Source organism: Alkalibacterium sp. s-m-28, from assembly GCF_054658175.1.
This window is the reverse complement of sequence record NZ_BAAGIQ010000140.1, coordinates 1-3,562: the sequence shown is the minus strand read 5'-3', so window position 1 is coordinate 3,562 and position 3,562 is coordinate 1. Positions and strand designations below refer to the sequence as shown.

4 protein-coding genes and 1 pseudogene are annotated in these 3,562 nt (G+C 43.8%); 2 read left to right on the top strand and 3 right to left on the bottom strand.

Translation table 11 applies throughout. From position 1 onward, the window contains the following. Positions 1-342: 342 nt before the first annotated feature. The gene (locus ACYQ4S_RS11240; RefSeq protein WP_346023583.1) at positions 343-1,575 is read left to right on the top strand and encodes a serine hydroxymethyltransferase; all 1,233 of its coding nucleotides are present in this window, start codon (positions 343-345) and stop codon (positions 1,573-1,575) included. A gap of 165 nt (positions 1,576-1,740) precedes the next feature. After that, positions 1,741-1,965: a type II toxin-antitoxin system PemI/MazE family antitoxin gene (mazE, locus tag ACYQ4S_RS11235; protein ID WP_346023584.1), complete on the top strand. Its 225-nt coding sequence runs from the start codon at positions 1,741-1,743 to the stop codon at positions 1,963-1,965. 108 nt (positions 1,966-2,073) lie between these two features. On the opposite strand, the gene ACYQ4S_RS11230 is transcribed toward mazE, so the two are convergent. The 3 genes and pseudogenes from ACYQ4S_RS11230 to ACYQ4S_RS11220 form a co-directional block, all read right to left on the bottom strand. Further along, the gene (locus ACYQ4S_RS11230) at positions 2,074-2,922 is read right to left on the bottom strand and encodes an FAD-binding oxidoreductase (protein WP_459771207.1); all 849 of its coding nucleotides are present in this window, start codon (positions 2,920-2,922) and stop codon (positions 2,074-2,076) included. 3 nt (positions 2,923-2,925) lie between these two features. After that, positions 2,926-3,213 (bottom strand): annotated as a pseudogene (locus ACYQ4S_RS11225) (FAD-binding oxidoreductase); the annotation flags it as partial. A gap of 18 nt (positions 3,214-3,231) precedes the next feature. After that, on the bottom strand, positions 3,232-3,435 hold the full coding sequence (locus ACYQ4S_RS11220) for a hypothetical protein (RefSeq protein ID WP_459771205.1): 204 nt from the start codon (positions 3,433-3,435) through the stop codon (positions 3,232-3,234). Positions 3,436-3,562 lie beyond the last annotated feature (127 nt).

Sequence of the window (3,562 nt, the reverse complement as noted above, 5' to 3'; positions counted from 1 at the left end):
ATTTGATTCATAAGAAGACCTCTTTTCTGGATTTGTGGTTATCTCTAGATTAAGGGTCTTCTTTCTTTTTGTCTACTTTAATTTCTTGCCCTACTATTTTACTTTCCGACAACTATTTTACACATAGCTATCGCTTGACCGACATTCATCTCCCACTTTCACTGGTGCTTCGCACCCATACGTTTAGAAGTGGGAGACTTCTTTCGGAATTACGTTAAAAAAAGAGTAAGTAATAGAGACAAAAAGTTTAGTCACTAAATTTTATGAAAGTAAATGACTTTTCACACAGCTGTGCTATACTTTTACAAAAGCAGTAAATTTTATTTGGGGAGAGGATCTTAAGTGTTAAAACCTGTCATTGATCATGAAGTATTTGAAGCGATTGAACAAGAGAAAAAGCGTCAGGAAGAGAACATTGAACTTATTGCATCAGAAAACTTTGTTTCTCAAGCAGTCATGGATGCACAGGGAAGTGTGCTGACGAATAAATATGCAGAAGGCTATCCGGGCAAACGCTACTACGGTGGATGCGAATTTGTAGATGTGATTGAGAATCTGGCCATCGAACGAGCAAAAGAACTTTTTGGTGCAGAGTATGCCAATGTACAGCCGCACTCTGGTTCTCAAGCTAACATGGCAGTTTTTCAGACTTTCCTGGAACCCGGGGATACATACATGGGAATGAACTTGAATCACGGTGGTCATTTGACCCACGGTTCTCATGTCAATTTTAGTGGAAAACTTTATAACGTCGTCCCCTATGAAGTAGACAAAGAAACTGAAACAATCGATTTTGACCAGGTCAGACGTCTGGCGCTTGAGCATAAACCTAAAATGATTATTGCTGGATACAGTGCCTATCCTCGAACAATTGATTTTGCCAAATTCCGTGAGATAGCGGATGAAGTAGGGGCTATTTTGATGGTGGATATGGCTCATATAGCCGGTCTGATCGCGACAGGAGAACATCCGGATCCTATTCCTTACGCTGATGTTGTGACTAGCACGACGCACAAAACGTTGAGAGGACCTAGAGGCGGACTGATTCTTGCAAAAGAAGAATACGGCAAGAAGCTGAACAGCGCAATCTTCCCAGGTATTCAAGGGGGACCACTTGAGCATGTGATAGCGGGAAAGGCCATTGCATTCAAGGAAGCTCTGGAGCCCAGTTTTATAGACTATAGTAAACAAATTAAAGCAAACGCACGAGCTATGGTAGAAGTATTCGAAGGATCAAAAGGCCGTTTAATTAGTGGGGGAACGGATAATCACCTGCTGCTTATGGAAGTTTCTGACTTCGGACTAAACGGGAAACAGGCAGAGGCATTACTTGATGAAGTAGGCATTACTGTAAACAAAAATTCCATTCCTTTTGATACACTTGGACCATTCAAAACAAGTGGGATTCGAATCGGAACACCAGCTGTGACCACTCGCGGATTCAAGGAAGAAGAATTCAGACGCGTAGCTGAACTGATCGTTGCTGCTTTGAATTCTAAGGACAACGAAGATGAACTAGACAAAATCAGACAATCAGTTAAAGAACTGACACGTAAGTATCCACTGTACGGATAATCGGTAAATGAGTATAAAAGCTGACCTCAGGATAAGACTGAAGTCAGCTTTTTGCCTATAGTGAATGAGGTTTTGTTGTAGTGTTAAACATTTTCATAATGACATTCTATTTAGTTTCAACAACTGCTACAATATAGCTAAATAGACATAAAAGGGGAGAGTCTGATGAAGGCACGTAGACAGGGAAATGACATTGTGCTAACCGTCCCATCTATACTTAATATTGAGCCCGGTAAGGAATATGTGGCGATTAAAGGGGAACTGGGAAGTATCACCTATATCCCTAAAGTGGAAAACATCTTTGAAGAAGCGATAGAAAATGGGGAAAGTTTGAGATTCGAGGATGATTACCAGGAAGATACGCACTCAAATGGAAGCGAAGAAGACTGATATAGTGAATACTAAAAATTGCTAGATTACAAGATGAAAAAAACACTCGTTCTTTCGATTAAAAGGACGAGTGTTTCTTTATCTATTTATTTTTCATTTAGCAACCAATCAGAACACTTTCCCAGGATTCAGTCGATTATCCGGGTCAAAGACTTGTTTGATGGCTCGCATATACTTCAAGTTGATGTCATCCGTCATACTTTCCATGTATTCTTTCTTGACGATCCCTATGCCATGCTCGGCGGAAGGAAGACCGCCTAGATCAGCAACTTTCTGGTACAGGTCTTTCAGAAGAGCAGCCCGTCTTCTAGTCCATTCCTCTTCACTCAAGTCGTCTTTCATCAACAGGGTATGAACATTGCCGTCTCCAGCATGCCCGAAGTTCAGGACATTCAGCCCATGTTTTTCCTGCATCGCTTTTGTGGACTCGATCAGTTCGGCAAATTTGTTGATTGGAACGACCTCATCCAGCAGTTCGAATTCAGTAAAGACGGTCAGCCCCAGAAGAATGTTGTCTCTTAACGCCCAGTTCTTAGCCGCTTCTTCATCTGTCAAGACATGACTCTCACGTGCGGTCTCTTTAGCAATCTGCTCGACCAGTTCGGCCCGTACTGTCAAATCAGCCGCATCGTTTCCATCAAGCGTCATCAACAGATAGGCTTCTCCCACCTGTGATTTTAATGGGTAACCGAGATTCTGTTCAGCGTATCTCAGAGCCTGCCGTTCAAACAGTTCCACCCCGGAAGGATCGGCTCCGCTGGTCAGAATAGCCAAAGTTGCGTCTGTTGCTTCCTGGACCGTATCGAAAGCCAGAAGGATGGACAGACTGGCTTTAGGTAGAGGAATCAGTTTAAGCTTGATCTGAGTCGTAATGCCGAGTGTGCCTTCCGATCCGATAAAGAGGTCTTTCAAGTCATAGCCGGAACTGTCCTTGATGTTTTTGCTGCCGAGTGTCATGGATTCTCCACTGGGCAGAACGACGGTCATTTCTCTTACATATTGGCGGGTCGTTCCGTATTTGACGGCACGCAGTCCACCGGCATTCGTCGCCACATTTCCACCAATCGTTGAATGCTTTGAAGCGGGATCTGGTGGATAGAAGTAGCCTTTACTCTCTACATAGGTATGAATGTCGCCAACCAGCACGCCCGGTTCAACGGTCAGCGTCAGCGTTTCTTCATCCAGCTCGGTAATGGTATCCATCAGATGAACGTCGATGATGAGTTCGTTGCCTTCAAGCGGAACTTGAGCACCGGCAACACCTGTTCAAGCACCACGAGCCAGTATCTTCAGATCTTTGTCGATGGCAAACTGAACCAGGGCCTGAACTTCTTGATGTGTGACTGGGAGAGCGACTGCATGAACGGGCTTGATATTTTTTACATAGGTGTCTTTATAATAAGTTTCAGGGACGGCATTACCGATATACAGGCGCGTGCTGTCCGTAATAATTGAGTCGAGTGTAGTCATGTGAACTACCCACCACTTAAATCCTTTGGATTTTGAAGTGGGGGCTTCCTACGAACTCCATTCTTGTCTGCACAGACTTCATACAGACAGAGGAATCGGATAGGGGTAGGCTCAAAAGGCAGTCCCT

Bases quoted from the DNA above. Each gene is read 5' to 3' on its own strand.
- ACYQ4S_RS11230 (WP_459771207.1), bottom strand. From the start codon at position 2,922: ATGACACTCGGCAGCAAAAACATCAAGGACAGTTCCGGCTATGACTTG.
- ACYQ4S_RS11220 (WP_459771205.1), bottom strand. From the start codon at position 3,435: ATGACTACACTCGACTCAATTATTACGGACAGCACGCGCCTGTATATC.
- mazE (WP_346023584.1), top strand. From the start codon at position 1,741: ATGAAGGCACGTAGACAGGGAAATGACATTGTGCTAACCGTCCCATCT.